We start from the raw sequence: 3,070 nt of genomic DNA, 5'->3' as shown, positions 1-3,070 counted from the left end.
ACGGGCACAATGAAGTTGCCGGAGGGCGTGGAGATGGTGATGCCTGGGGACAACGTGCGGATAGAGGTAGAGTTAATCGCGCCGATAGCGATGGAGGAGGGCTTGCGCTTTGCGGTGCGTGAAGGTGGTCACACGGTAGGCGCAGGTGTGGTCACCAAGATTATCGAGTAAGAGCAGGAAACAGCGATGGCAAGCAAGAACAAGGAAAACCGGATAATCATTACGCTGGCTTGCACCGAGTGTCGCTCGCGCAACTATACCACCACCAAGAACCGGATTAACGACCCGGACAGGCTGGAGTTGCGCAAGTACTGTCCACGCTGTCGTCAACACATGGTGCACCGCGAGGTCAAGTAAGCGGTTTGTCCGTGCAGGGGTGTAGCTCAGCATGGTAGAGCACCGGTCTCCAAAACCGGCGGTCGGGGGTTCGAGTCCCTCCACCCCTGCCATTTGTATGTCAATTCGGCACATTGAGAGAGAACACCGCGATGGGTATAGCGAAAACAAAAACGAAGGAAGCGGAACGGGCAAAGCCCGCCAGTTCGGGAGCGGGTAAGCCTCCGATTCGCAAAACACCCAGTATCGAGCGTATTCGCCGCTTTCTGAACGACGTTTGGATAGAGCTGAAACGTTGTGAGTGGCCCACGCGCGAGCAGGTTGTCCGTTCTACGATGATTGTGCTGGGCTTCATTGCGCTGATGAGCGTGTATATCGGGGCACTGGACGCCCTGCTGTCGTGGGTAACGCGCGCGCTCAAGCTGTTCTGAGGGTGGGCAATGCAAAAACAATGGTATGCCGTCCATACCTACGCCGGTCATGAAAACAAGGTCAAGACCGCCATCGAGCGGCGTGCAGAAGCGATGGGACTGCGCGACCGCATTTTTCGCATTCTCGTGCCCACCGAACAGGAGATGCGCACCCGCCAGGGCAAGAAGGTCACCGTCAGCCGGAAAATCTTCCCGGGTTACATTCTCATCGAGATGATACTGGACGAGCAGACCTGGTACCTGGTGAAGAGCACGGCAGGAGTGACCGGCTTCGTCACCTCGGGCGATAAGCCTGTGCCTCTCCAGGAGAAAGAGGTAGAGGCTATCCTTGAAACGGTCGAAGGCACGCAGAAGAAGCCGCGCGTGGCGTGGCAGCCCGGGGAACAGGTGCGCGTGGTGTCGGGTCCTTTTACCGATTTTCATGGCACCATTCAGGAGGTGCTACCGGATAAAGAGAAAGTGCGGGTCCTCATTTCGCTGTTCGGACGGGACACGCCGGTGGAGTTCGATTTCGAGCAGATAGAGAAAATCACTTAGGACGCGCTAAAACGGAGGGTTCACGTTGGCGAAAAAGATTATGGCTGTGGTTAAGTTGCAGATACCGGCAGGGAAAGCAACCCCTGCCCCGCCGGTAGGCTCCTCGCTGGGACCCTACGGCATCAACATGATGGAGTTCATCAAGCAATACAACGAGCGTACCGCCTCGCAGGTGGGGTCTATCATTCCGGTGGAGATCACCATCTACGAGGACCGCTCGTTCACCTTCGTTACGAAGACGCCACCAGCTTCGGAGCTGCTACGCAAGGCGGCGGGCATCGAGAAAGGTTCTTCCACACCGAGCCGACAGAAAGTGGGCAAAATCACGATGGAGCAACTGCGTGAGATTGCCCGTACCAAGATGCCCGACCTCAACGCCAACGACGAAGAGGCAGCGATGAGGATCGTGGCGGGAACTGCCCGCTCGATGGGCATCGAGATAGTGTCTTCGTAGTACGGCAGCAGAAAAACTGGCGTGCGATCCATCCCCTCTCTACACAGAGAGGGGTTTCGTCCGATACGGAAATGCCCCTTGTGGGAGGGGTAAACCCGAAGAACACACCACAGGAGGAACAAAACCATGCCACAACACGGCAAACGCTATCTGGAAGCCAAGCAGAAAGTAGACCGCAACCGTCTTTACGGTGTGCGCGAAGCGCTGGAGCTGGCGAAGTCGCTGGCGAATGCCGGCTTCGATGAGACCATCGATATCGCCGTGAATCTGGGCGTTGACCCCCGTCACGGCGACCAGATGGTGCGCGGTACCACCACCCTGCCCCACGGCACCGGTAAGAAGGTAAAAGTTGCCGTGTTTGCCAAAGGTGACAAAGCGGAAGAGGCATTGAACGCCGGCGCAGATGTGGTGGGTGCAGAAGACCTCATCCAGCAGATTCAGCAGGGCTGGCGCGACTTTGATGTGCTGGTGGCTACCCCGGATATGGTGCCCCAGGTCAGCCGACTGGGACGCTTGCTGGGCCCTCGTATGCCGAACGCCAAGTCGGGTACGGTGACCAACGATATCGACCGTGTGGTACGCGACCTGAAGCAAAGCAAGCGAGTGGCGTTCCGCGTGGAGAAAGCGGGCATCGTGCACATGCCCATCGGCAAAGCATCGTTTGAGGTAGACCAGCTGGTGGAGAACTTCAATGTTGCCATCAATGCCCTGCTGAAAGCGAAGCCAGCCGCCGCTAAGGGACGCTACCTGCGCGGCATCACCGTCTCGTCTACAATGGGACCCGGTATCCGCGTGGATACTCAGGAAGCACAAAAGCTGGCAGAAACCGCCGCATAAGAGAGACCATCTCGCGCAGAACAGGAGGACACGGGGGATTTTGGCAACACGTGCCCCGTGTCTTCGTGCTTTTATGCAGGGCGCTACCGTCAGAGAGGACGCGGTCGTCAAAACCATACCCTGCCCCATTTTTCCGTTTCCCGTTTTCCAAAAACTCTGGGGTGTCCCAAAAACCTGCTCATCTATGCCCCGGCGACTGGAGGTCCCAGGCAACGCAGGGACAAAACCTGTTTTCAGCACTCACAACAATCTTCGTATAGGGTTCGTAAGCCCCGCATTCCTGTAAGGCAGACACCCGGGTCTGCCCCTGCCGGGCACCCTATTTCCACTGCATTCAAACCCCAGTGAAATCCCCTGTTGCCCTCTTGACTCCCCTACTCCATCGAGAGATAATAACGCTGAAAATGAATACGTATTCTCAACAGGTGAACACGGTACCAAATTACCCGAAAGGAGGGCATTCACATGATACACA

The 3,070-nt window shown here is 56.9% G+C and carries 6 protein-coding genes and 1 tRNA gene; all 7 read left to right on the top strand.

Annotation, left to right across the window (positions count from 1 at the left end):
• Nucleotides 1–171, top strand: a 171-nt coding sequence (locus K6U75_17200; GenBank protein MCL6476769.1) for an elongation factor Tu, incomplete at its 5' end; no start/stop codon positions are given.
• A gap of 15 nt (nucleotides 172–186) precedes the next feature.
• Nucleotides 187–357 (top strand): 50S ribosomal protein L33, encoded by a 171-nt coding sequence (gene rpmG, locus K6U75_17195; protein ID MCL6476768.1) that lies wholly within the window; start codon nucleotides 187–189, stop codon nucleotides 355–357.
• A 15-nt stretch (nucleotides 358–372) separates the two neighbouring features.
• Nucleotides 373–449, top strand: a tRNA-Trp gene (locus K6U75_17190).
• A gap of 39 nt (nucleotides 450–488) precedes the next feature.
• Nucleotides 489–767 (top strand): preprotein translocase subunit SecE, encoded by a 279-nt coding sequence (gene secE / locus K6U75_17185; GenBank protein MCL6476767.1) that lies wholly within the window; start codon nucleotides 489–491, stop codon nucleotides 765–767.
• A 9-nt stretch (nucleotides 768–776) separates the two neighbouring features.
• Nucleotides 777–1,304, top strand: a complete 528-nt coding sequence (nusG, locus tag K6U75_17180; protein ID MCL6476766.1) for a transcription termination/antitermination protein NusG — start codon at nucleotides 777–779, stop codon at nucleotides 1,302–1,304.
• A gap of 25 nt (nucleotides 1,305–1,329) precedes the next feature.
• A complete protein-coding gene (gene rplK / locus K6U75_17175; GenBank protein MCL6476765.1) occupies nucleotides 1,330–1,758 on the top strand; it encodes a 50S ribosomal protein L11 in 429 nt (142 codons plus the stop codon).
• A gap of 126 nt (nucleotides 1,759–1,884) precedes the next feature.
• Nucleotides 1,885–2,595 carry a 50S ribosomal protein L1 gene (gene rplA / locus K6U75_17170; protein ID MCL6476764.1) on the top strand — a complete coding sequence of 237 codons (711 nt, stop codon included), beginning with the start codon at nucleotides 1,885–1,887 and terminating at the stop codon, nucleotides 2,593–2,595.
• Nucleotides 2,596–3,070: the final 475 nt, after the last annotated feature.

Source organism: Bacillota bacterium (genome assembly GCA_023511455.1).
In the GTDB taxonomy this organism is placed as follows: Bacteria; Armatimonadota; HRBIN16; order HRBIN16; family HRBIN16; genus HRBIN16.
This window is presented reverse-complemented; position numbering and strand designations above follow the sequence as displayed.

What these genes read in the sequence shown, in the direction of transcription:
- rpmG (MCL6476768.1), top strand. Translation starts at nt 187, where the DNA reads ATGGCAAGCAAGAACAAGGAAAACCGGATAATCATTACGCTGGCTTGC.
- rplA (MCL6476764.1), top strand. Translation starts at nt 1,885, where the DNA reads ATGCCACAACACGGCAAACGCTATCTGGAAGCCAAGCAGAAAGTAGAC.
- nusG (MCL6476766.1), top strand. Translation starts at nt 777, where the DNA reads ATGCAAAAACAATGGTATGCCGTCCATACCTACGCCGGTCATGAAAAC.
- secE (MCL6476767.1), top strand. Translation starts at nt 489, where the DNA reads ATGGGTATAGCGAAAACAAAAACGAAGGAAGCGGAACGGGCAAAGCCC.